At 63.2% G+C, this 23,784-nt stretch carries 18 protein-coding genes; 6 read left to right on the top strand and 12 right to left on the bottom strand.

All coding sequences use genetic code 11. The features are described from left to right. Positions 1-3: 3 nt before the first annotated feature. The 8 genes from hflK to R2E40_RS04620 all read right to left on the bottom strand — a co-directional run bounded on the left by hflK (position 4) and on the right by R2E40_RS04620 (position 9,709). Positions 4-1,155 (bottom strand): FtsH protease activity modulator HflK, encoded by a 1,152-nt coding sequence (hflK, locus tag R2E40_RS04655; RefSeq protein WP_005304223.1) that lies wholly within the window; start codon positions 1,153-1,155, stop codon positions 4-6. Positions 1,156-1,246: 91 nt separating this feature from the next. Then, positions 1,247-2,533 carry a ribosome rescue GTPase HflX gene (gene hflX / locus R2E40_RS04650; RefSeq protein ID WP_011704865.1) on the bottom strand — a complete coding sequence of 429 codons (1,287 nt, stop codon included), beginning with the start codon at positions 2,531-2,533 and terminating at the stop codon, positions 1,247-1,249. A 63-nt stretch (positions 2,534-2,596) separates the two neighbouring features. Next, complete coding sequence (gene hfq, locus R2E40_RS04645; protein WP_011704864.1) at positions 2,597-2,860, bottom strand: RNA chaperone Hfq; 264 nt, start codon at positions 2,858-2,860, stop codon at positions 2,597-2,599. A gap of 70 nt (positions 2,861-2,930) precedes the next feature. Beyond that, entirely contained in the window at positions 2,931-3,848 is a 918-nt protein-coding gene (miaA, locus tag R2E40_RS04640) for a tRNA (adenosine(37)-N6)-dimethylallyltransferase MiaA (protein ID WP_253626694.1), read from the bottom strand. Positions 3,849-3,940: 92 nt separating this feature from the next. Further along, entirely contained in the window at positions 3,941-5,806 is a 1,866-nt protein-coding gene (gene mutL, locus R2E40_RS04635) for a DNA mismatch repair endonuclease MutL (protein ID WP_318164872.1), read from the bottom strand. Between the two features lie 353 nt (positions 5,807-6,159). Next, positions 6,160-7,725 (bottom strand): N-acetylmuramoyl-L-alanine amidase, encoded by a 1,566-nt coding sequence (locus R2E40_RS04630; protein WP_269384495.1) that lies wholly within the window; start codon positions 7,723-7,725, stop codon positions 6,160-6,162. Further along, positions 7,716-8,189 carry a tRNA (adenosine(37)-N6)-threonylcarbamoyltransferase complex ATPase subunit type 1 TsaE gene (gene tsaE, locus R2E40_RS04625; RefSeq protein WP_017410299.1) on the bottom strand — a complete coding sequence of 158 codons (474 nt, stop codon included), beginning with the start codon at positions 8,187-8,189 and terminating at the stop codon, positions 7,716-7,718. Before tsaE ends, R2E40_RS04630 begins: the two co-directional genes overlap by 10 nt. 8 nt (positions 8,190-8,197) lie before the next feature. Beyond that, complete coding sequence (locus R2E40_RS04620) at positions 8,198-9,709, bottom strand: NAD(P)H-hydrate dehydratase (RefSeq protein ID WP_318164871.1); 1,512 nt, start codon at positions 9,707-9,709, stop codon at positions 8,198-8,200. 174 nt (positions 9,710-9,883) lie between these two features. Between R2E40_RS04620 and queG the strand changes: the two genes are divergently transcribed. Together queG and ppgK are read left to right on the top strand one after the other, a co-directional pair. Beyond that, the gene (queG, locus tag R2E40_RS04615; RefSeq protein ID WP_318164870.1) at positions 9,884-11,011 is read left to right on the top strand and encodes a tRNA epoxyqueuosine(34) reductase QueG; all 1,128 of its coding nucleotides are present in this window, start codon (positions 9,884-9,886) and stop codon (positions 11,009-11,011) included. An 83-nt stretch (positions 11,012-11,094) separates the two neighbouring features. Then, complete coding sequence (gene ppgK / locus R2E40_RS04610) at positions 11,095-11,853, top strand: polyphosphate--glucose phosphotransferase (RefSeq protein WP_016349603.1); 759 nt, start codon at positions 11,095-11,097, stop codon at positions 11,851-11,853. Between the two features lie 112 nt (positions 11,854-11,965). Here the strand turns inward: ppgK and R2E40_RS04605 are convergent, their stop codons facing one another. Next, complete coding sequence (locus tag R2E40_RS04605; RefSeq protein ID WP_026080396.1) at positions 11,966-12,421, bottom strand: hypothetical protein; 456 nt, start codon at positions 12,419-12,421, stop codon at positions 11,966-11,968. Positions 12,422-12,892: 471 nt separating this feature from the next. On the opposite strand from R2E40_RS04605, the gene metN reads away from it, so the two are divergent. The 4 genes from metN (at position 12,893) to rfaH (ending at position 16,089) form a co-directional block, all read left to right on the top strand. Further along, complete coding sequence (gene metN, locus R2E40_RS04600; protein ID WP_029303846.1) at positions 12,893-13,936, top strand: methionine ABC transporter ATP-binding protein MetN; 1,044 nt, start codon at positions 12,893-12,895, stop codon at positions 13,934-13,936. 76 nt (positions 13,937-14,012) lie between these two features. Then, positions 14,013-14,666, top strand: coding sequence for a methionine ABC transporter permease (locus R2E40_RS04595; RefSeq protein WP_011704854.1), 654 nt, complete (start codon positions 14,013-14,015; stop codon positions 14,664-14,666). A gap of 25 nt (positions 14,667-14,691) precedes the next feature. After that, positions 14,692-15,492, top strand: a complete 801-nt coding sequence (metQ, locus tag R2E40_RS04590; RefSeq protein ID WP_011704853.1) for a methionine ABC transporter substrate-binding lipoprotein MetQ — start codon at positions 14,692-14,694, stop codon at positions 15,490-15,492. 96 nt (positions 15,493-15,588) lie between these two features. Further along, on the top strand, positions 15,589-16,089 hold the full coding sequence (gene rfaH, locus R2E40_RS04585; RefSeq protein WP_016349600.1) for a transcription/translation regulatory transformer protein RfaH: 501 nt from the start codon (positions 15,589-15,591) through the stop codon (positions 16,087-16,089). An 84-nt stretch (positions 16,090-16,173) separates the two neighbouring features. On the opposite strand, the gene R2E40_RS04580 is transcribed toward rfaH, so the two are convergent. Genes R2E40_RS04580 through R2E40_RS04570 form a run of 3 tightly spaced genes read right to left on the bottom strand, consistent with a single transcriptional unit; the run spans position 16,174 to position 23,658 of the window. Next, on the bottom strand, positions 16,174-18,150 hold the full coding sequence (locus R2E40_RS04580) for a methyl-accepting chemotaxis protein (RefSeq protein WP_318164869.1): 1,977 nt from the start codon (positions 18,148-18,150) through the stop codon (positions 16,174-16,176). 38 nt (positions 18,151-18,188) lie between these two features. Further along, a complete protein-coding gene (locus R2E40_RS04575; protein WP_024944322.1) occupies positions 18,189-19,400 on the bottom strand; it encodes an EAL domain-containing protein in 1,212 nt (403 codons plus the stop codon). Further along, on the bottom strand, positions 19,381-23,658 hold the full coding sequence (locus R2E40_RS04570) for an ATP-binding protein (RefSeq protein ID WP_318164868.1): 4,278 nt from the start codon (positions 23,656-23,658) through the stop codon (positions 19,381-19,383). The genes R2E40_RS04575 and R2E40_RS04570 overlap by 20 nt, the downstream gene beginning before the upstream one ends. Between the last annotated feature and the right edge of the window lie 126 nt (positions 23,659-23,784).

Below are 23,784 nucleotides of genomic sequence, written 5' to 3'. Positions count from 1 at the left end.
CTATTAGTTTCTCCCTGAGCTGAAACGGTCGCCGCTACGCAGCGGAGTCGGAGTGGAGTTGGCCCCTTCGTTGGACGGCGGGGTCTGTTCCACCACCGGCGCACCTGCCGGACGAGCCGGTTGCACTGCGTTTGCCTTGCCGGAAAGCTTGTCGAGCGGCAGATAGATCATGCTGTTGTTGCCAGCCGGCATGTCGACCACCACCTTGTTGGCCTGCTGATACAGCTCTTCCATGGTCTCCAGGTAGATACGATCGCGGGTCAGCTCGGGCGCAGCCTGATACTGGGGCAGCAACTCGTTGAAGCGAGCGACTTCACCCTTGGCCTTCAGCACGATCTGGGACTTGTAGGCTTCGGCCTCCTGCTCCAGACGCTTGACCTGGCCACGGGCCTTCGGCTCCACTTCACGGGCATAGGCTTCCGCTTCACGAATGAAGCGCTGTTCATCTTCCTGGGCGGAGATGGCGTCATCGAAGGCGTCTTTCACCTCTTCCGGCGGACGTGCCGGCAGGAAGTTGACGTCGACGATCTGCAGACCCATGTGATACGGCTCGATGATGCTGTCGATCACCTGCCAGGTTTCCTGGCGCACCTTCTCACGACCAGTGGTCAGCACGTCGTCCATCCGGGTGTGACCCACCACGTAACGCAGGGCGCTGTCGGTGGCCTGGCTCAGACTCTCGTCGGCGTTGGTGACGCTGAACAGATACTGCTCCGGGTCGACCACGCGATACTGCACGTCCATCTCGACCCGCACCACGTTCTCGTCCTGGGTCAGCATGAAACCGGAAGCCGGCAGGGAGCGGACCGATTCCACGTCCACCGGGATCACCCGGTCGATGAAGGTCGGCTTCCAGCGCAGGCCGGGATCCACGTTGTGGGAGTATTCGCCAAAGCGCAGCACCACGCCCCGCTCGGCTTCACGAATGGTATAGAAGCCGCTGACGACCCACACCACTACCGCCACCACGAGGGCGATGGAGAGGCCAAACTTGCCTACATCGCCACCACCAGACTTGCCGCCACCGAGCAAACCACCAAAACGGCGGCTCACCTTGCGCAGCATCTCGTCCAAATCAGGGGGTCCCTGATTCTTGCCGTTGTTCCCCCAGGGGTCACGGTCTTTGCCGTTGTTACCAGGCTCATTCCAAGCCATCAGCGTCTCCATTAATACATGCGGATGGATATCATCTCTATCGGGCCATCAACCGTTGATGAAGCCAGCAAACATTCATCTCATCGACGAATCAATGCCTGATAAAGCGTTGTAAACTCTCACCTTCTTGTTTCATGAGGCGGTTCCAGTCAGCCAGTTGCAGGCGGACTTCCAACACAAAATCCCCCTCCTCGCTGAAACCTTCCTGCTCGATGCCCTTGAGGCGATAGAGCGCACTGCGCAATCTGGCGGCCGAAGGCGGCAACTGCAGGGTGTGGTGCACCATGGATCCGGCCAGCAATTCAGTCAGGGCCGTAAACAGGTCTGCACATCCTTCCCCGGTCTGGGCTGACAGCCAGACCCGCACCGGGCGCCCCTCTTCGTCACGCTCCAGCCCGACCGGATGTTCACCCAGCTTGTCGATCTTGTTGCAGATCATCAGCTGGGGTCGGTCATCGGCTTCGATCTCGGCCAGCACCTGCTGCACCGACTCGATATTTTCCTGCATCTGCTCATCGGCACAGTCCACCACGTGCAGCAGCAAGTCCGCTTCGCGGGTCTCCTGCAGCGTCGCCTTGAAGGCCGCGACCAGATCATGGGGCAAGTGTCGAATAAATCCAACTGTATCCGCCAGAATCACATCACCCACATCCTGGATCACCAATTTGCGCAGGGTCGGATCCAGGGTTGCGAACAATTGGTCGGCAGCATACACGCTGGCAGCTGTAAGTTGGTTGAACAAAGTGGACTTTCCGGCGTTGGTGTAACCCACCAGGGAAACGGTCGGCACCTCGTTGCGGTTGCGGGCACGACGCCCCTGCTCCCGCTGCTTGGCCACCTTGTCGAGCCGACGCAAAATCGCCTTGATGCGCTCACGCAACAGACGACGGTCGGTTTCCAGCTGAGTTTCACCCGGGCCGCGCAGACCGATCCCGCCCTTCTGACGTTCAAGGTGGGTCCAGCCTCGCACCAGGCGAGTAGAAAGATGGCGTAACTGGGCCAGTTCGACCTGCAACTTGCCTTCGTGGGTACGGGCGCGCTGGGCAAAGATATCGAGGATCAGACCGGTCCTGTCCACTACCCGGCACTGGAACAGACGCTCCAGGTTGCGCTCCTGGGCAGGGGTCAGGGCATGGTTGAAGATGACGACGTCGGCATCCAGCATCTGGACCTGGGACGCTATCTCTTCAGCCTTGCCGCTGCCGACAAAAAATTTGGCGCTGGGCGCACTGCGGCTGGTGGTGATCACCCCCAGCGCATTGACCCCGGCCGAGCTCACCAGCATCTTGAGTTCTTCCAGATCCTCCCGCTCACCCTCATCACTGAAGTTGACATGTACCAGAACGGCCTGTTCGCCGGCTTCATAACGGTCAAACAAGCGCTTGCTCCTTGACAGGAATCATGATGAATCTGGGTTGACGAGTCGCCTCGTCCCGGGATATCACGCCTCGGCTTCACCCTGCTCTTCGCCAGCCGCGCCCGGCGCATGCTGGTGGTGGTTGACGGCACGGGCCGGCACCACGGTAGAGATGGCGTGCTTGTAGACCATCTGGCTCACGGTGTTCTTCAGCAAAATGACAAACTGGTCAAACGATTCGATCTGACCCTGCAGTTTGATGCCGTTCACCAAATAGATAGAAACAGGAATCCGCTCACGGCGCAGCGCATTCAAAAACGGGTCTTGGAGAGATTGCCCCTTAGCCATCTTCTTTTCCTTATAGTTTGTTGTTTTTAAACACCGGATATCAATATAACAACCTGATTATACAGGAGTGTCAAGCCACTCCGGCACGGGCGACGACCCTTGCCAGATTGCCAGACTCACCAGATTCCAACCAGGTCACATCAGACCAACCGCGCAACCAGGTCATTTGACGCTTGGCCAACTGGCGGGTGGCAACAATTCCGCGATAGCGCATCTCATCATACTCCACTTCCCCCGCCAGGTAGTCCCACATTTGGCGGTATCCCACGCAGCGGATGGAGGGAAGATCCGGGGTGAGATCGCCCCGTTGGTAGAGCGCCCTGACTTCCTGTTCAAAGCCGCCCTGCAGCATCTTGTCAAAGCGCAGCTCGATGCGCTGGTGCAGCACGGCGCGATCGCTCGGCGCGATGGCAAACTGCAGCACCCGATAGGGCAGCCCCTCCCCCTGCACCTGGGTCAGCTCGGTGAGGGTCTTGCCGCTGATGCGGTAGACCTCGAGCGCCCGGCTGAGCCGCTGCGGGTCATTGGGGTGGATGCGGGCACCGGCCACCGGGTCGATGCGCACCAGTTCATCGTGCAGAGCCTGCCAGCCAAGGCGAGCGGCCTCCTCCTCGATGCCGGCCCGAATGGCGGGGTCGGCGGAAGGCAGCGGAGAGAGCCCCTCCAGCAGCGCCTTGAAATAGAGCATGGTGCCGCCCACCAGCAGCGGAATTCGGCCGCGATCGGCAATCTCTTTCATCTCCCGCAACGCATCCTTGCAAAAATCGGCCGCCGAATAGCTCATGGCGGGGTCCAGGATGTCGATCAGCCGATGCGGCGCCAGCGCCAGCTCGGCAGCACTCGGTTTGGCGGTGCCGATATCCATGCCGCGATAGATGAGCGCGGAATCCACGCTGATGATGTCGCAGGGCAGCGCCTGGCACAGTTCGATGGCGAGATCCGTCTTGCCGGAGGCCGTCGGCCCCATCAGAAAAATTGCAGTCGGCAAGTCAGCCACGTAAAAAACTCCCCTTGCATGGTCACCGCCCGTGCGGCGCACCTGCAAAAAACTGGTTTATGGGTTCAAAAGGGACATTCCCCTCAATGGCCATCGGCGAACTCGGCCAGCACGCTCGCCAGCACCAGCGGGCGCACCATGCGAACGTCAGCCAGTTGGTCACTGAAATCGGCAACAAGTTCCGTCAGCAAGCGGTTGGCCGTGGCAAAATCGTATACTTTTTCGCGACTTATCCCCTGCTCCACCAGCCATTGGCATAGTACTTCAGCCTGCTGGCCGGCATCACTGTCAGATCCGCTCTCGATCAGTTGCAACAATTCAGGTAATAAGCGCACCAGATCGGTCTGGCGCAGCAACGCCGGTACCCGAGTCAGGATCATGGTGTCGCGCCCGCCGCTTTTCAACTCCAGCCCCATCCGTTTGAGCAAACGATCCTGCTCTTCGACCAGCGCGACCAGGTTTTTCGGCAGCTTGAAGGAGACCGGCAACAGCAGCGGCTGGGCCGCCAGCCCCTGACCCCAGGCCTCCAGCAGCCAGTGGCGCAGCAGCAGGCGCTCGGCCCGCACCAGCGACAGCAGGGCCAGCCGGTTGTCTCGCTCCAGCAGCAGATAGGCCTGTTCCACCAGGGTCAATGCCCGCCACGTCCCCGCTTTGGCGGGCACGGCAGCAACAGGCGCGGTCTCAGCCTCTGCCTGCGGCGTGCCCTGCACCGCCGGCAGGGTGGTGAGCAGCGATCCCATGCCGCGCATCGCCTCCCGGCTGGGGGGCTCGGGCGGCTGGTAGTTGCCGGCCCGCCCGGTACTACTGCCTTCCCGCACTTCCCGGGGCGGTGCCCGGTAGTTGTGCTCAGCGCCATACCACTCGGCTCTGGGGGCCTGGCCCGGGTACTCGATGGAGGCACTGACCGGCAGCTCGACCAGAGTCTCGGCCAAGGGCTCATCGCTAGCCGCACCTTGCTGGCGCAGGGCAGTAAACAGCGCCTGGAAGATGAAGTCGTGAATGAGGCGTGCCTGATGAAAGCGCACCTCGTGCTTGGCCGGATGGACGTTGACGTCCACCTGACGCGGATCCAGCTCGATGTAGAGCACGTATGCCGCGAACCGGTCGGCCGGCAGCAGCTCGTCATAAGCCTGGCGGATGGCATGGTTGATCAGCTTGTCGCGCATCATGCGGCCGTTGACATAGGTGTATTGCAGATCGTTCTGCGGCCTGGCGCCCTCGGGGGTCGCCAGCCAGCCCCACAGCCGCACGTCGCTGTGCTCGCTCTCCACCGCCAGCGCGTGGTGCATAAAGGGAGAACCGCACACCGCGGCGAGTCGGCGTTCCTGCTCCGCCACCGTATTGGCGGCCTTGTACTGGCGCACCACCTTGCCGTTGTGGCGCAGGATCAGGGTGACGTCGAAGCGGGAGAGCGCGATGCGGCGCACCAGCTCGTCGATGTGGGCGAACTCGGTCTTTTCGCTGCGCATGAACTTGCGCCGTGCCGGAGTGTTGAAGAAGAGATCCACCACCTCCACCGTGGTACCCACCGGGTGGGCCGCCGGCTTGACGGTGACACTCATCTCCCGCCCTTCGGCCTGCGCTTGCCAGGCCTCGCTCTGCTCCGCCGTGCGGGAGGTGAAGGTGAGCCGGGAGACCGAACTGATGGAGGCGAGCGCCTCGCCGCGAAAGCCCAGACTGTTGATCCCTTCCAGATCGTCGAGGGTCGCTACCTTGGAGGTGGCGTGGCGCGACAGTGCCAGCACCAGCTCATCTTTGGCTACACCACCGCCGTTGTCGCGAATGCGAATGAGCTTGGAGCCGCCCTTGTCAATGTCGATTTCGACCCGGTCGGCACCCGCGTCCAGGCTGTTTTCCACCAGCTCCTTGACCACGGAGGAGGGCCGCTCCACCACCTCACCGGCAGCAATCTGGTTGGCCAGAATCGGCGGCAATATACGGATTGGCATCGCTTACTCCTGCTGGTTGAACGGAGTGGCTGTGGCCACCGCCCCGGATGGGAGCCGCACCGCCGCATCACAGCCCACGCTCGTCTGGCTGGCCAGAATAGGGGACAAGTTACGGATTGGCATCGCTTACTCCTGCTGGTTGAACGGCATGACTGTGGCCACAACCCCGGATGAGAACCATGCCACCGCATCACAGCCCACTCTCATCTGGCTGGCCAGCACAGGGGACAAGTTACGGATCGGCATCACTGACTCCTGCTGGTTGAAGACGTGGGTAATCGGTAGGGGTCAATGACAGTCCACCGGGCCCCTCTCTGCTACTGGCAGGGAGGGGCCCGGCGCCTCATCCAGCGCTACTTTTGCGGAATATAGAGCACCTGCCCTATCTGGATGTCCCGCGACTTGAGTTTGTTGATCTCCACCAGCCGCGCCTGGCTGACCCCGTATTTCTCGGCGAGCCGGGAGAGACTCTGCCCGCGGGTGACCACATGACGGAGCATGTTGGCCTTGTCGTTGCTCTGCACGCTGGCGACCGGGGCACTCGGCTCCTTGGCCGCCACCACGTAGGGCTTGATCACGCCGGCGCCGGACGAGGATCCGCCGACACTGCTGACCGGTGCCCCGCCATCGCTGCTGCGATTCGGCTCGGTGGCCGGCATCCGGTTGGTCACCACCTGCTGCACCGGTTGCGCCGCCGGCTTGCTGACGGCGACCGGCTTGCTGGCGGGGGCGGGTCGGCTGACCGCCGCCTGCTTGTTACTAGCCTGCCCCTTGCCGGTGAGCATGGCCCCCTTGGTCGGATGGGCCCGGTAATAGTTGCGGATCCCTTCGAAGATGGCGCGGGCCAGTTGATCCTGATAGCTGGCGGTGGCCAGCAGCTGCTCTTCGGCGTGGTTGGAGATAAAGCCCGTCTCCACCAGCACGGAGGGGATATCCGGCGCCTTCAGCACCGCCAGACTGGCGTGCTCCGGTGCCTTCTTGTGCAACCTGGCCACCCGGCCCAGCGAACGCAGGATCTGGCGGCTGACGTCATAGCCCTCGGCACGGGACTTGTCCATGGAGAGGTCGAGGAAGGTCTGCGCCAGATAGGGGTTCGGGTCCGATTCGGCCAACACCTTGCCAACGCCCCCCAGCAGCTCGCCCTGCTTCTCCTGTTTCTCCAGCCAGCTGCCCATCTCGCGATTGGCGCGGTTGGTCGACAGTACCCAGACGGAGGCACCACGCGGGGTCGAGTTGTGGAAGCTGTCGGCGTGCACCGACACCAGCAGGTCGGCCTTGGCCTTGCGGGCAATCTCGGAGCGCTTGTTCAGATCGACGAAATAGTCGCCGCGCCGGGTCAGCACGGCACGCATGCCGGGCTCGCGGTCGATGAGGGCGGCCAGCTTCTGGGAAACCGCCAGGGTTACCCGCTTCTCGTAGGTGCGACGCGGGCCGATGGAGCCCGGGTCTTCGCCGCCGTGGCCCGGGTCAATGGCGATCACCACCCCCTTGCCCTTACCACCCACCGGCGTGGCTTGCACCGCGGCGGAGGCCTTCTCTTCGTACGGCAGGTCGATCACCAGGCGGTGGCCGTAGGGCCCCGCCGGTGCCAGCGGGAACACCACCGGCTTGATGGTGGAGCTGAGATCCAGCACCAGCCGCAGACCGCCCTTCTCCAGCGGCGAGCTCTCGCGGATCTTGCGCACCAGCTCGCTCTTGTTCTCGATGCGGGCCAGATTGGTGACGTTGCTCGCCCCTTTCAGGTCGATCACCAGCCGGTCGGGGCCGGTCAGGGTGAAGTAGTTGTAATTGGGGGCGCTGCTCATGTCGAGCACCACCCGGGTGTTGTCCGGCGATGGCCACACCCGCACGCTCTTGAGCTGATTCGCCCAGGAGGGTAAGGCCAGCAGGGAGAGGGCAATAACAAGGATCAAGCGCACGTAGATGACAACCGTTCCAGAATGGCTTCGCCAATAGCAGTGCGGGCCTCTATCAGGACCTCGCGCTGCTCGTTTGCATAACTCAGGGTAATGTCGAGATCGGGGGCAGGCAGCCAGCCATCGCCCTTCTCCGGCCACTCCACCAGACAGAGGGTATTGGCGCCGAAGTAGTCACGGATCCCCATGAACTCCAGCTCCTCCGGGTCGGCCAATCGATAGAGATCGAAGTGGTAGAGCTGCCAGTCGGCCAGCTCATAGGGCTCGACCAGGGTATAGGTCGGGCTCTTGACCTTGCCCTCATGCCCCAGCCCCTGTACCCAACCCCGGGTCAGGGTGGTTTTGCCGGCCCCGAGAGAGCCGTGCAAGAACACCGTGGTTGCCTGCTGGCAGGCGTGGGCCAGTCGGCCACCCAGTGCCACTGTTGCTGCCTCGTCCGGCAGTGTCATCATCAACTGTTTTGCCATGTTCTTCTTTAGCTTGTTATGGTGTCGGGATTTACCAGTCGACGGATAAAGGGCAGCAGATCTGATGCCAGCATGCCCCGCTCTCCGTCTGCAGCGGCCAGATCGGCCGCTTCCCCGTGGATCACGGCGCCCAGTCGGGTTGCCTCGGCGGCAGACCAGCCCTGGGCCAAAAGGGCGGCGATTATACCAGATAACAGGTCGCCCATGCCGCCACTGGCCATGCCGGGATTGCCCGCGTCGCAGAGCGATATCCCCTTGCCATCGTGGATCAGCGTCCCCGCCCCCTTGAGCAGCACCACACCGCCGAAACGCTGCTGCAGACGCTGCACCGCGGCAAAACGATCCGCGGCAATCTCGGCAATGGTGCAGCCCAACAGGCGGGCGGCCTCGCCCGGATGGGGCGTGAGCACCCAATTATCCTGATGACGGGGACATTGCGCCAGCCAATTCAATCCATCGGCATCCAATACCAGTGGCACCTGCTCGTTAACAAAAGACTCAAAATGGCGCCGACCCCACTCATCCTGCCCCAGGCCGGGTCCCACCACCCGCACCGAAGCCCAGCGCTCCTCGTCTCCGTCCTGACTGCCCATCAATTCGGCCTGGTAGAGGCTGGCCGGCAGCTGGTCAGGATGCTGGCACACCCGCACCAGGCCGGCACCAGCCCGCAAGCAGGCACGAGCGGCCAGCACGATGGCTCCCTGCATCCCCGCATTGCCCCCCACCAGCAGCACCTTGCCGTGGGAGCCCTTGTGGGACGAGCGCTGGCGCGGGGTCAGTCGGGCGTGCAGGGAGGGATAATCGATGCGCTCGGCCGCCGCTTGCCAGCCGGGCGGGACGCTGACGCCGAGGGGATCGCAGTCGAGCCGACCGACGCAATCCACCCCGTCGGCGGTGAGCATGCCCTGCTTGATGCCGATGAAGGTGAGGGTGCGGCTGGCACGCACCACGGCCCCCATGGCGCAGCCGGTGTCGGCATTGAGGCCGGAGGGGAGATCCACCGATAGCACGGGCACCTGCAAGCCATTGATTGTTGCGACGATCTTTGTCATAAGCGGTGACAGTCGGGTATGGACACCGGTGCCGAGCAGTGCGTCGACCACCAGGTCCGGGGCCGGCAACCGGTCGAGTTCGCCCGCCTCGGCCGCCACCACTGTGCCCCCCGTCGCCAGCCACTCGTCGGCGGCCCGCCTGGCATCCCCCGTCAGCTCGGCGGGATCCCTCAGCACTATCACCTGGGGCTCCAGCCCCAACTGCCTCGCAAGGCGGGCCAATACATAGCCGTCGCCGCCGTTGTTGCCGGGGCCGGTGAAGATCCACCAGCATCGGCTGTGCGGCCAGTGGTGGGTGGCGTAGGTGCGCAGTGCCGCCCCGGCCCGCTCCATCAGGGTATAGAGTGGCAGCCCCTCGCGCTCGGCCCACTCCCGCTCCAGGGCACGGATCTGTTCAGCCCGCCACAGTGATTGTGGTAAACTGCACACCTCTTTCCCGCTGATAGCATCCCCGATGATCTGTACCATGACGGCTCCTGACTCTCATCCATTCATCCGGGCCAGCTGGCACCGGGCACATGATGCAGTATGACGGCAACCGCCATGCCCGTCGGTCAACCTTGGCAACAAGACCCCAGAGATGCGATACAGCATGACAGTACACCTCCATCCCGGTCAGCACCCGGGCAGGCAGACGGCTCCATGACCACCACCGAACTCCATCAACTGGCCCAAGATATCAAGCTCTGGGCGAGCGAGCTAGGATTCAACCAGGCCGGTATCACCGACACGGATCTCACCCTCGAGGAGCCCAGGCTGCAGGCCTGGCTCGATGCGGGCCATCACGGCAGCATGGACTACATGGCGCGCCACGGCATGATGCGGGCCCGCCCCCACGAGCTGCTGCCGGGCACCTTGCGGGTGCTGTCGGTGCGGATGAACTATCTGCCGTTCGAGGCGGGTTTTGCCGCTACCCTGCGCGACCCCACCCTCGGCTACATCAGCCGCTACGCCCTCGGTCGCGACTACCACAAGCTGCTGCGCAACCGCCTCAAGCAACTAGGGGAGCGCATCGAGCAGCGCTGCGAGGCGCTGGGCTGGCGCCCCTTCGTCGACTCGGCCCCCATTCTGGAGCGGCCGCTGGCGGCCAAGGCGGGCCTCGGCTGGGTAGGCAAGCACTCGCTGCTGCTCAACGAGTCGGCGGGCTCCTTCTTCTTTCTGGGGGAGCTGCTGCTCAGCCTGCCGCTGCCGCTGGATGCGCCGGTGGAGAAAGAGCAGTGCGGCAAGTGCGTGGCCTGCATCAACATCTGCCCCACCGGCGCCATCATAGCCCCCTACGTGGTGGACGGTCGTCGCTGCATCTCCTATCTCACCATCGAGAACGACGGCCCCATCCCCGAAGAGTTCCGGCCGCTGCTGGGCAACCGCATCTATGGCTGTGACGACTGCCAGCTCATCTGCCCCTGGAACCGCTATGCCGATGCCAGCCCGGAGCCCGACTTCAGCCCGCGCCCCAATCTGCATCGCCCGCCGCTGTTGACCTTGTGGGGCTGGAGCGAGAGCGAGTTTCTCAAGCACACCGAAGGCAGCCCCATCCGTCGCATCGGCTATCAGCGCTGGCGCCGCAACCTGGCGGTGGCCCTTGGCAACGGCCCGGCCAGCCCGCAGGTCATGACGGCCCTGCAGCAGGCGCAGGCAGCAGCCGAGCCCATGGTGGCCGAACATATCGAATGGGCGCTGGCCACCCTGGCCAAACGCCAGCAGGATGACAACAAAAAGACGCGCTTGCTGATCCGCTGCATCGAAAAAGGTCTGCCGGATCACGCATAGACGATCTGCCCCTTGCCGGATCGAAGCCATTTTTTCATGCTCTGCCGACGGTCGATCGTCGGCACTATAAAAGGAACAAGCTGATGCAGATGTTGGGAGTGGATATCGGTGGCTCGGGGATCAAGGGATGCCTGGTCGACACCGCAACGGGCGAGCTGATTGGCGAACGTCACCGGCTGGTGACGCCGCAACCGGCCACCCCGGCCGCCGTGGCTCATACCCTCAAGGCGCTGGTGGAACACTTCGACTGGAAGGGCCCGGTGGGCTGCGGCTTTCCCGCCACCATCCACAACGGCATCGCCAAGAGCGCGGCCAACATCGACAAGAGCTGGATTGAGACCGACGTCGCCCACCTGTTCGCCGACGTGACCGGCCAACCCTGCCACGTGCTCAATGACGCCGATGCGGCTGGCCTGGCCGAGATGCGCTTCGGGACCGGCAAGGATCGCAGCAAGGGGGTCATCATCCTCGTCACGGTCGGCACCGGCATCGGCACCGCCATATTCGTCAATGGCCAGCTGCTGCCCAACACCGAGCTGGGTCATCTGATGCTGGAAGGGATGGTGGCCGAGCACTACTGCTCGGATGCGGTGCGCAAACGCGAGGATCTCTCCTGGGGCCGCTGGGGCAAGCGCTTCAACAAGTACCTGGCTCGCCTCGAGTTTCTGTTCTCCCCCGACCTCTTCATCCTGGGCGGCGGCAGCGCCGCCAAGCTCGACAAGTTCATCGACAAGATTGAGACCCGGGCCCCGCTGGTGGCGGCCGCCAACCTCAACCAGGCCGGCATCATAGGCGCCGCCCTGCACGCCGCCGAGCTGACCGCCGCCCGCCAGTCGGCATGACACCGTCATGAACAAACAGCAGAGGCCCGGCATTGCCGGGCCTCTGCTGTTTTCAGCGCCCATTTTTCACCCTACTTGTCGCCCGGGGACATGTCGCCCGGCCAGCTATTTCCTATAAGTCGTCGAGGCGATGGGCGCCGTGCACCAGCCGGGTCAGGCGGGTCTGCTCCTGCTCGGCCAGGCCGCCGAGCAGCCGCACCGTCTCTTCGGTCGGGCACTCCCGGGCCAGGTGGCTGAGCTCACCGATGAGCTTCTCCTCCTGACGGCACACCAGCTGCACTATGTCCTGGGTCTGGGCCGTGGCGGGCAGGCTCAGGCGCCGGATCCCGGGCAGCAGATCCTCGCTGAAGCCTCGCTCCAGCCAGGTCTCCTTCACCCCTTCGCCAAGTTCACTCAGGTAGTCATCCAGCTGGCTCTTTGCCGCCTCCTCGCGCTGCTGCAGATAGGCCAGCAGCAGCCGGCTGCGCTCGCCATCCACCTGTGCCATGAGCCGCCCGTAACCGAGCCCAAGCTGGTGATGCACCTGCTCCAGATAGAGCAGCAAGTCTTTGATTTGTTGAAATCGCATCAGGTTGCCCTCCTGTATATCGTGCCCTTTAAGTATAAAAAACAGGCAATTGCAATCCAAGCCAAAGCGCGGCCCTTGTTGTGCTGTATCAAGCCAGTGGCCAAGAAAGCAGCGATCGACACAAAGTGGAATGATTTGTGCCGACCCGGAGGCAATAAAAGGATGAGCAGGTGAATCCGGCTGGCGGCTAATAAAGGAGGTTGTAAGCGGATATTTACCATGTGATATTCGGCAATCATGCCATACCACCAAATACAATATTGATGTGAGCGAGATCACCGTCGGCGTTAGTCGGCAGGCGGGAATCCTTAGCACTTTTTTAGACGTCTAGATGTATAAACACGCGTTGACACGGCCATCCAGACATCTTAGCATCATCCTCCATGATGGCAGAGCAACCCAGTGAAACCTCTGCCCAATTCACCCGCCTGTAGCGCCCTGTGCTTTAAGGCTGTTAGCACGGAAGAATCCATGATTAAGTTGATCGGTCTCAACAAAGTCTACGGTAAAGGCAGTGATGCCGTGCACGCCCTGCGTGACGTGAGCCTGCATGTGCCGCAAGGCAAAATTTTCGGGGTGATCGGCGCCTCCGGTGCCGGCAAGAGCACCCTCATCCGCTGCGTCAACCTGCTGGAGCGCCCGACGGAAGGTCAAGTCATTGTCGACGGCCAGGATCTGGTCGCCCTGAGCGAACGGGACCTGACCCAGGCCCGCCGCCAGATCGGGATGATTTTCCAGCACTTCAACCTGCTTGCCTCCCGCACCGTCTCCGCCAACATCGCCTTCCCGCTGGAGCTGGCGGGCTGGAGCAAAGAGAAGATCCAGCAACGGGTCGAAGAGCTGCTGGCGCTGGTCGGACTGGAAGCCCGCGCCCACGCCTATCCGTCCGAGCTCTCCGGTGGCCAGAAACAGCGGGTCGCCATCGCCCGGGCACTGGCGCCGGCCCCCAAGGTACTGCTGTGCGACGAGGCCACCTCGGCCCTCGACCCGCAGACCACCCGCTCGATCCTGACCCTGCTCAAGGAGATCAACGTCAAGCTGGGGCTCACCATCCTGCTCATCACCCACGAGATGGACGTGGTGAAGGGGATCTGTGACGAAGTGGCCATCATCAGCGACGGCCGGCTGATCGAACAGGGCGAAGTTGCCTGGTTCTTCAGCAATGCCAAGACCCAGCTGGCACGAGATTTCATCCACTCCACCATCCATCTGGAGGTACCGCAGGAGTATCAGGATCGGATGAGTGCGGAGCGGGTTCCCGGCAGCTATCCGCTGGTGAAACTCGGCTTTACCGGCAGCACGGTCGACACGCCCCTCATCTCCGAGGCGAGCCGTCGCTTCAACATCGACATCAGCATCCTGAGCGCCGACATCGAATACGCCGGGGGCGTCAAGTTCGGCTTCCTGCTGGCAGAACTGTTCGGGGATGAAGCCCAGTGCGAGGCGACCCAGCAGTTCCTCATCGACAACCACATTCAGCTGGAGGTAATGGGTTATGTCCGCAGCAATGACTGACCTGCTCATCACTGCCCTCAAGGGCTGCCAGACGCAGTCCCTGATCACAATCGCATTCAGCTGGAGGTAATGGGTTATGTCAGAAGCCATGATTAATCTGCTGTTCACGGCCCTGGGCGACACCCTCATCATGGTGTTTGCCTCCGCCCTGTTCGGCTGCCTGCTCGGTCTGCCGCTCGGTGTGGCGCTGCACGTGACCAAGGCTGGCCAGATCCTGGCCAACCCGCTGCTCAACCGTACCCTGGGCATGGTGGTCAACGTGGGTCGCTCGGTGCCCTTCATCATCCTGCTGGTCGCCATCATCCCGCTGACCCGGCTGATCGTCGGCACCAGCATCGGCACCATCGCCGCCATCGTGCCGCTGACCGTCGGTTGCATTCCCTTCATCGCCCGCCTGGTGGAAGGGGCCCTGATGGAGGTGCCGGACGGCCTGCTGGAAGCGGCCAAGGCCATGGGCGCCAAGCCCCTGCAAATCATCACCAAGGTGCTGCTGCCCGAGGCCCTGCCCGGCATCCTCAACAGCGTCACCATCACCCTCGTCACGCTGGTGAACTACTCCGCCATGGCCGGTGCCATCGGGGGCGGTGGTCTGGGCGATGTGGGTATTCGTTACGGCTATCAGCGCTTCGACCCGACCGTCATGCTGGTGACCGTGGTTATTCTGGTCGTACTGGTTCAACTCATCCAGAGCGCGGGTGAGCGCCTGGTCAACAAATGTGATCATCGTTAATCGTCGATTTCTGACAGGAGGTTTTATGAAATTTGGCATCAAATCCGTTGCGGCAGCCCTGCTGGCCACTCTGGTACTGGCCGGTTGCGGTCAAAAGGAAGAGAACAAGACCCTGAAAGTAGGCGCCATCGCCGGCCCCGAGACCGAACTGGTTGAAGTGGCCGCCAAAGTGGCCAAGGAGAAATACGGCCTGACCGTCGAGGTGGTCAACTTCTCCGACTACGTCACCCCGAACGTGGCGCTGAACGATGGCAGCATCGACGTCAACGCCTTCCAGCACAAGCCCTATCTGGATGCCCAGATCCGTGATCGCGGCTTCAAGCTGGTGCCGGTCGGCAACACCTTCGTCTACCCGATCGCCGGTTACTCCAAGAAGATCAAGGCGCTGAGCGAGCTGAAAGATGGCGCCCAGATCGCGGTGCCGAACGATCCGACCAACCTGGGCCGCTCCCTGATCCTGCTGGAGAAGCAAGGCCTGCTGAAGCTTAAAGAGGGTGCCGGTCTGGAAGCGACCGTACTGGACATCGCCAGCAACCCGCGCAACTTCAAGATCGTAGAGCTGGAAGCTGCCCAGCTGCCGCGCTCGCTGGAAGACGTGGACTTGGCCATCATCAACAACACCTTCGCCGGCCAGATCGGGCTGACCCCGACCGAGAACGGTCTGTTTGTTGAGGATAAAGAATCCCCCTACGTCAACCTGATCGTCGCCCGCGACAACAACAAGGACGACGAGAAGGTCAAACAGTTCGTACAGGCTTTCCAGACCGACGACGTCTACAAGAAAGGGCTGGAACTGTTCAAGGGCGGCCTGGTGAAAGGTTGGTAATCACTCACTCGGCAAAAAAGGCCACGCAATGCGTGGCCTTTTTTTTTGCTGCCGTTATCATATCGGCGAGCACGGCAACACGAACATATTCAGCACATGAAAAAATGGTATCTGGCCTACTGCAAGCCAAAAGAAGAGGCCCGCGCCCGCGCCCATCTCGAAGCCCAGGGGATCGAGTCCTACTACCCCATGGTGGAAATTGAAAAACTGCGGCGGGGCAAGCGTGTCCCGGTGCGGGAGCCCATGTTCCCCAACTACCTGTTCATCTATGTGGATCTGGAAGAGGTCACCCCGGTCACCCTGAAGTCGACCCGCGGCATCAGCCGGATCATCCACTTCGGTCGGGAGTGGACCTCCATCAGCAGCCAGCTGGTCTATCAGCTGATGAGTCGGGACGACAGCGACGAGGCGCGCGCCAGCTACGCCAGCCTGCCGACCCAGGGCGACAAGGTACTGATAGAATCCGGCCCGCTGGCCGGCTTCGAGGCCATCTATCTGGAGCCGGACGGCGACAAGCGGGCGATCCTGCTGGTGAGCCTGCTCAACCAGGAGACCAGCAGCAGCTTCGACAACCAGTCCTTCCGCCGGCTGGACTGACCCGCCAGGCCAGAGCGACTATCAGGCTGAAAAGAAACGGGGCAGGCCCAGCGGCCTGCCCCGTTTTCATGACCCTTGTCCGCCTCAGGCATCCAGCTCGAAGCGGCTGATCACCGCCGTCAAGCGGCCGGTATCCTGCGCCAGCCGGGCCACTATCTCCTCCCCCTGCTGGCTGCGCTGGCTCGACTGCCGGCTGAGGCCGGCGATCTCCTCCACCGTTCCCGCCACCTCCTGAGCCACCCGTGACTGCTGCTCGGTCGCGGTGGCGATGGCCCCCAGCTGGCCCGACAGATCCTGCACCAGCTGCAGCATGGCATTCAGGGTGCCAGTCACCGAGTCGACGGCGCCGCGCCCCTCCTCCACCAAGCGGGTGCCGCTGCCGACCGTGTTGACGGTCTGGCGGGTCTGCTGCTGGATGCTGGCGATGGTCTGGCTGATCTCCTCGGTGGACTGGCTGGTGCGGCTCGCCAACAGCCGCACCTCGTCGGCCACCACGGCAAACCCGCGCCCCTGCTCGCCGGCTCGCGCCGCCTCGATGGCGGCATTGAGCGCCAGCAGATTGGTCTGCTCGGCGATGGTGGCGATCACCTCGGTGACGCGTCCCACCTGCTCGCTCTGGCTGCTGAGCTGGCCCATCGCCTCGTTCGCTTCGGCAATCATGGCGGCGATCTGCTGCATGGTGGCGGTCATGCGGGCCAGCTCGTGGCCGCCTTGGCGAGTCTGCTGCTCCGCCTCCTGAGCGGCTCGCGCCGCTTCGGCGATATTGCCCGCCACATCCCGGGTACTGACCGACATCTGCTCGATGGCCGCCGCCACCGTATCGACCCGCTGATTCTGGCTCGCCAGATCGGTGACGATGGCGCGGGTGGTGCTGCCCACCTCACCGCAGGCCCCGTCCACCTGCCCCACCGCCCCCTGGATCTCCCCCACCAGCTGGCGCAGCTGGCCGGACATCTGGTTGATGGAGCCCGTCAGCCCACCCAGCTCATCCTGGCTCTGCACCGGCAGGGGGCGGGCCGGCAGCCGGCCGTTGGCAACCAGATCGGCCCGCAACACCAGGCTGGCGATGTCCCGGGTCAGCCGGCGACTGAACAACAGCGCCACCAGGGTACCCAGCACGATCACGGTCAGGGTGGCCAGCAGCAGGGTGCGATTGATGGCCTGACCGGCGCTGGTCATCTTCTGGCCCATGCTTTCCACCTCAGCGCGGGTCTGGGTCACCTGGCCGGCCAGCTGGGTCGCCAGCTGACCGAGAGCCGGTTCAATCTCGGTCGCCATCAGATGGTTGGCCTGATCCCAGTCGGGTGCCTGCCGCTTGCTGATCACCTGCCCCACCAGCTCGGCGAAGGGGGCCGACATCTCCTCGAACAGCGACCAGATCCCCTTCTGTGCCTCGGTAAAGTTGGCCTCCTGCTGCTTCAGCTCGGCCACCCGCTGCTGGTGGAACTGGTAATAATCCTGGTATTTGGTGCGATAGTCCGGATCGCCGGAGATGAGGAAGTCGCGCAGGGCGGAGAGCGCATTGGAGAGACCGTTGTAGGCATCCCCCACCTGCTTGAGCAGCAGGCGGCGATCGCCGGGCAGCTGATCCTGCGGGGTGGCCACCTCTTCGTTGGCAAAGGACTGCAGTTGATCGAGGGCCGACTCCGCCAGCGGCCCGGCCTCCTGCAGCATCGGGGTATGGGCGGGCAGATTCTCGTCGGTATGGGCGATGTCCCACACCTTCTGCTGGCTGGTCTTGAAGGCCTTGAGCGAGCGGGTCAGCTCGGCGGTGAACTGCTGATGCTCGATCACCTGCCAGGCACCCTCCCACTCCTGTTTGAGGCGGGCAGCCTGCGCCGGATCCTTGCCCAGGATGAGATAGGCCCGCAGGGAGGAGATGGTCGCCACCAGCGCCTTCTGGCTGGCCTCATCCCGTTGCAGGGCGGGCAGAGCCTGCTCCAGCAGGGCGCTGCCGGCCTGTCCGATGCGACCGAGCTGGTGGTAGACGAGGCTGGAAGAGAGGATCACCAGCAGATTGATAAAACAGAAGCTGAGCAGCAACTTGCTTGAAATTTTCATGAACATCCTTGTTTCGTTGCGGGCATCCTGCCCGACATTCACTCTCCGAGCAGCGCCGGTAGCCGTTCACGCCAGGAGTCATGCCATCCCAGCAACTCCTCACGCGGCATGGGCCGGGCTGAGAAGAACCCCTGGCACACGTCGCACCCCAGCCGCGCCAGCAGCCGCCAGGTGAGTTCATCCTCCACCCCTTCGGCGACGGACTTGAGCCCCAGTTTGCGGGCCAGTTCGATGCTTGACTCTATTATGGCCAAGCGGGAGGGGTCCTCAAAGCAGCGATCGACGAAAGAGCGATCCAGCTTGAGCTCGGTGAAGGGCAGCAGGGCCAGCTGCTGCATGGAGGAGTAGCCGGTACCGAAGTCGTCGATGGAGAGGCCGAAGCCGTGCATGCGCAGGCGGGTCAGCACCTCCAGCGACTTGCCCAGATCCTTCACGAACGAGCTCTCGGTCACCTCCAGGGTGATGAGCTCAGGGTTGATGCTCCAGCGCTGGCACTGGTTGATCAGGGTATTGCACAGATCCCCCTCGATGAGGGAGGTGGTGGAAAGGTTCATCGACAGGTTGAGGGAGAGCCCGGTCTGCTCCCACAGATGGCCATCGCGCAGCGATTTGCTGATGATCACCTCGGTCAGCTGATCGATGAGGCCGTTGTGTTCTGCCAGCGGAATGAAGCGGGCCGGCGAGATGAGGCCGTACTCCGGGTGCTGCCAGCGCGCCAGCGCCTCCATGCCGACCCACTGGCCGGAGCCGAAGCTCACCTTGGGCTGATACCAGGGCAGCAGCTGATCCTGCTCCAGCGCCAGGCTCAACTCATCCAGGGTCAGGCGGTGGCCGTCCTCCTCCTGGGCGCGCTCCTGCTGCGGGCGCCAGGCGCCGATGAGCTGGCTGATCTGCTGCTGGCTGGAGGGCTTCTCGATACGCCCCAGCACCTGCAGACCATAGGCGGCACTCATGCGCAGCACGGCCTCGACCACGTCATCCTCCAGCGCGCTGGAGAGGATGATGCCACCGCGAAAACCACCCAGCGAGAGGCGACGCAGCAGCGCCATGCCGTCCATGCCCGGCATGCGCAGATCGCAAAACAGGATGTCCACCTGATGACGCTGACACATGGCCAGCGCCTCCACCCCGTCCTGCGCCTCCAGCAGGGAGCCGTAACCGAGCCCGCGGATCTGGTGCATCAACGCCTTGCGCTGGAACGCGTGGTCTTCCACCACCATGATCACCAACTCATGCTGTGTCTTGTTCATCGAGCCATAATCCAATTTCGCATGTAATAGAGTTCATCAGCACCAGTACCGTCTGACTCAACTCGGTAAGTTCGTCCAGCTGCTTGAGGCGGGCCGCCGCTTCGAGCCGGGCCGCCTCCTCTGCCAGAGCCTGCTGCCCCACCATGCGGGCAGCCCCCTTGATGCGGTGCGCCGTTTCCACCAGGGCATAGGTGTCCTGCCTGGCCAGTGCCTGCATCATGTCATCACCGTCCTGGCGATTGGAATCGAGATACTCCCGCGCCATGCTGCGCGCCACCGTCTCATCGCCAAACAGCGAGATCCAGCACTCCCCCTGCTCGCGGGCCGACGGAGCGGGCTGGTCCGGCTCTTGGGTCTGAGGGCTCACCGGCAACCAGCGCATCAGCATCTGATGCAGCGTCTCCAGGGTATAGGGTTTGAACAGCATGTCGTTCATGCCGGCTTCCTGCATCTGCAGGCTGGCCTCTTCGGATGTATCGGCCGTCACCCCGATGACGGGAGCCGACTCCCCCTGTGCCCGCAGGGCCCGGGTCAAACTGTAGCCATCCATCACCGGCATGTGGCAGTCGGTCAGCAGCAGGGCAAATGCCTGCCCCTGCCAGGTGCGCAAGGCCTTGTCACCGTCGTCCACCACCTCGGCATCCACCCCGAGGATCGCCAGCTGGCGAGCCAGCAGCGCACGGTTGATGGGGTGATCGTCGGCCACCAGCACCCGTCCCTGCAATTTGGGGGCATTGGCTTCGACCGGGCTGATCGCCGCCTCTCCCAGCAGCTGGTGACAGGTCTCCAGCAGCAAGTCAGGATAGAGCGGAGACTGCCCCAGCCGCCACCAGGCCCCCGACCCCATGCGGCCGCGCAGGGCCTCCTGCGGGGAGAGCACTATGCCCTTGAGGGCCGAGCGCTGCAAATGTGTCAACCACTCGCTGCCAAGGACCTGTTCAAGCCAGCTCTCCTCTGCTAATAACAAACCACTCACCGGCTGCTGCCACTGCTGTGGATCCAGACGATGCAGCCTGGCTCCCAGCCGCTGCATCGCGCTCTGCAGGGCCGCATCCTCGCCAAACAGCCACCAATCGTGGCCTGCCAGCGGCGGGGCATCCCACTGACACGCCGCCAGCGGGAAGTCGAAGGTGAGTCGGGTACCGTGCCCCGGCTTGCTCTCGAGCACCAGCGTGCCCCCCATTTTCTGGGCCAGCTGGTGGCAGATGGCAAGGCCGAGCCCGGTACCACCGAAGCGTCGGGTTATGTCGGACTCCACCTGCTCGAACGGGGTAAACAGGCGATCCTGCTTGTCCTCGGCAATGCCGATGCCGGTGTCGCTGACCGCGATGGCGAGCCGCTCCTTCTCAAAGCTGACCTGGATACGGATCTCGCCCCGCTCGGTAAACTTGACCGCATTGTTGAGCAGGTTGGAGAGCACCTGCCCCACCCGCACCGCATCGATGCGGGCCTGATCCGGCACCTCCGGCGCCCAATCCAGCGTCACCTTGAGCCCCTTGCCATGAGCCAGAGTCGCATGACCGCGGATCACGTCGCAGATGACGGAGGCGAGGCGGCAATCCTGATAGTGCAACTGCAGCTGGCCCGCCTCTATCTTGGAGAAATCGAGCACGTCGTTGACCAGATAGAGCAGATTGTTGGTGGAGGTCACCACGTTGCGCAGCAGATAGCGCTGGTCGTCGTTCAGCTCGCTCATCTGCAGCAGCTCCAGCATGCCGTGCATACCGGAGATGGGGGTCCTCAGCTCGTGGCTCATGGTGGCCAGGAAGCGGCTGCGCACCTGCATCGCCTGCTCGGCATAGGCGCGCGCCTCCCTCAGGTCGTGCTCCTGGTGCTTGAGGGCCGTGATGTCCTGGATCACCCCGTTGAGGATCAGGTGCCCCTCCTCCTGCGGCACGAAACTGCCGCGTACCTGCAGATAGCGGGCCCCCTCCGGCCGCTCAACCCGCACTTCCAGATCGAGCGGGGCCAGGGTCTCGGCATGATTGGCCACCTTGCTGACGAAATCCTGCAGGGCCTCCTCGGTAAAGCCGAACACCTCGCCGCCCGACTCGGCCGACAATATCTCCTGCCGGCTGGCTCCCAGGATCTCGCTCGCCCCCTGCGAGGCATAGAGGAAGCGCCCCTTGCCGGGGCCGAGCCAGAGGTACTGATAGACGATGCCAGGCATGCTGTCGGTGATCTGGGTGAGCCGGGTCTCCGCCTTGCGGGCCCGCGCCTCGGCCTCCTTGATGCGGGTAACGTCGGTCAACACCGTCAGGACCCCCAGCATGTCGCCCTTTGGCGAGCGATAAGGACGCTTGGTGTAGATGATGTGGAACATGGCGCCATCCTGACGGCGGCTGTTGCCCGCCCCTTCCAGTTGCTCGCCGCTCTGCCATACCTCTAGTTCCTCTCTGAGCACCCGCTCGCGCTCCTTCGGCGGCATGCCGTCAAGATCATCGCAGCAATCTCCGATCTTGGCGCCGATAAAGGCATCCCGATAGGCCTGGTTGCAGAGGGTGATGCGCTGCTCGCGATCCCGCAGCACCACCATGTTGGGCAGCGAGTTGAGCAGGGTCTGCACGAAGGTCAGCTGCTCGCTTAACTTGTGCTCGGCCAGCTTGCGCTGCACTATCTGGCGGCGCAGGGTCCGGTTCCAGCCCATGAACAGCAACACGCAGAGCAGGAAGGCGCCCACGCCGACCGCAGACCAGAGCGCCACTGTGGCAGGGTTGATGCCGGTCTGGATGGTCAGAGCCAGCCACTTGTGCTCCAGCTTGGTCATCTCCTCCGGGCGGATGGAGAGCAGCACCTTGGTGAGGATCTGCTGCAGCATGGGGTCCTGCTGGTGCACCGCCATGGCGACCGGCACCCGCAGCTCGTTGCCGGAGAACACCACCTGATAGCGATTGTTGAACCCCTTTTGCAGCGCCTGCTCCAGGGTGGTCATGCTCATCAGCACATAGTCGACCTGATGTCCGTCCAGCAGCGGCAGCAGCTTGGTATCGCTGCTCACCGTCAGCGGATGGGCCCCCACCTCGTTGAGCACCAGCTCCTCCACCGAGCCACCGACGATCCCCACCCGTCGCCCCTTGAGCTCGTTGAGGTTGTCCAGCTCCTCGCTCCCCTGTCTGGCGGCGATCACTCGGTGGATGAAGGCGTAGTCGGGAGTAAACAGGGAATACTGTCGCCGCTCCGCGGTCGGTGTGATGGCCGGGATAAAGTCCAGCTTGCGTGCCTGAAACAGCGCCTGGGTCTCGGCCCAGCTGCTGGTGGGCACCAGGGTAAACTGCAGGCCGGAGCGCAGGCTCACCAGCTTGAGCATGTCGGCGATGAACCCCTTGAGCTGGCCATTGCCGTCGATCTCGCTTACCGCTGGCCAGTCCGGCGCCACCCCGAAGCGCAGGGTCGGATGGCGGGCCAGCCAGTCCAGCTCGCTCTGGTTGAACACGATCTGGCGGGGACCGTTGGCCAGTTCGTAGTCGACGATCCCGCCGGTCTCCAGAATGCGGCGCCGCTCATCCAGCGGAATGTCGTTGAGGGCCAGCTCCAGCAAACCGAGCAGTCCCTGGTTGTCGGGCCCCACTGCCATGGCCAGCGAGGTGTCGGTCACCCACTCCGGGGTGATCACCTTGAGCCCGGCCTGCTGCTGCAGGCGCTGCAGGCGAACCAGGGCCGGCAGGTCGGAGAGATAGGCATCCGCCAACCCCTTCTTCACCATGAAGACCGCCTCGTCGCTGCTGTCCGCCTCGGTGAGCTGGGTCATGCCGAGCTCCGCCAGCTCTTCACAAGAGCTGAAGCCATGTTCACACACCCAGCGCAGCTGACGTGCCGTCGCCAGAGTCAGCTCCCCTTCCTCTCGCGCCAGCAGCACGGCGCGCGGCAGGGTCATCAGATCCGAGGTAAAACGCATCTTCTGCTGGCGCGAGTGGCTGGGTGTCACGCCGATCAGCATGTCCACCTCGCCATCGAGCAGCGCCTGCTGGGCACCGGCATAGTAGGGGTAAGTCTTGTAGCGCACGGTCAGCCCCAACCGGCCGGCAATCAGGGTGGCAAAATCGTCGAGCGGGCCGCTGAAGCCACCCCGGCTATTGGCATAGATGTAGGGCGGCCAGGCCACCGATGGCATGCCGACCACCAGGTCGCTGCGCGAGGCGAGCCAAAGCCGCTCCGCCAGCCCCAGCTGATCCTTGTCCAAGGAGGTTTCTGCCGCAGCCACCAGGCTCCAGCAGGTAAACCAGCACAACAAAATGGCGCGATAGCAGAGGCGCAGCATGGATGACTCCTGAACGGCTTGGAGAGCGATCATAGGGATTTTGGCAAAATGTGCGAATAGAAATTCGTAACAGAACTCGTCCGGATACGAAAAACGGCAGGCTCACGCCTGCCGTTTTCTAGCAAG

Origin of the sequence: Aeromonas sp. CD, from assembly GCF_033349375.1 — a bacterium.
Classification (GTDB): Bacteria; Pseudomonadota; Gammaproteobacteria; order Enterobacterales; family Aeromonadaceae; genus Aeromonas; species Aeromonas hydrophila.
Note: the sequence above shows the minus strand (reverse complement) of the source record. Positions and strands in the feature narration are given on the sequence as shown.